The 321-nt window shown below is 58.9% G+C and carries 1 protein-coding gene (only partly in view); it reads right to left on the bottom strand.

Features of this window, described 5'->3' with window-relative positions; translation table 11 throughout:
- A protein-coding gene (locus GJA_RS25825; protein WP_038498114.1) for an RHS repeat-associated core domain-containing protein crosses the window boundary here: on the bottom strand, nucleotides 1–321 show its 5' portion. The gene continues 24 nt to the left of window position 1, outside the view; 321 of the gene's 345 nt are visible here — the first part of the coding sequence; it begins with the start codon at nucleotides 319–321; its stop codon lies off the left edge, out of view.

Below are 321 nucleotides of genomic sequence, written 5' to 3'. Positions count from 1 at the left end.
CCCAGCCGCTTGAAGTTCCCGGTACACCCGCTCCCCTAACGATGGCGGCCGCGCCGTCATGTTCAACGACGGATCACTGACGTCATTGCTCACGTCGAGACGCTGCACGAGGCCCATCCCCACCCCTTGCATCGCCGTCCGGCTCGCCGTGACCTCAATCGTCGCCATGATCTGCATGTAACCGCTCGGATCGGTCGCATTGAGCGGATTGTTCCACACATAGCTGTAACGATTATAACTTTGCGACTGGTACGGCGACTGGATATACGGATCCGCGCTGATGAACCGCGACAACGTCGGATCGTAGATCCGCCCATTCAT

The sequence above is a fragment of the Janthinobacterium agaricidamnosum NBRC 102515 = DSM 9628 genome, from assembly GCF_000723165.1.
GTDB classification, from domain to species: Bacteria; Pseudomonadota; Gammaproteobacteria; order Burkholderiales; family Burkholderiaceae_D; genus Janthinobacterium; species Janthinobacterium agaricidamnosum.
The sequence above is the reverse complement of the archived record's forward strand: the minus strand, read 5'-3'. Positions and strand labels throughout refer to the sequence as shown.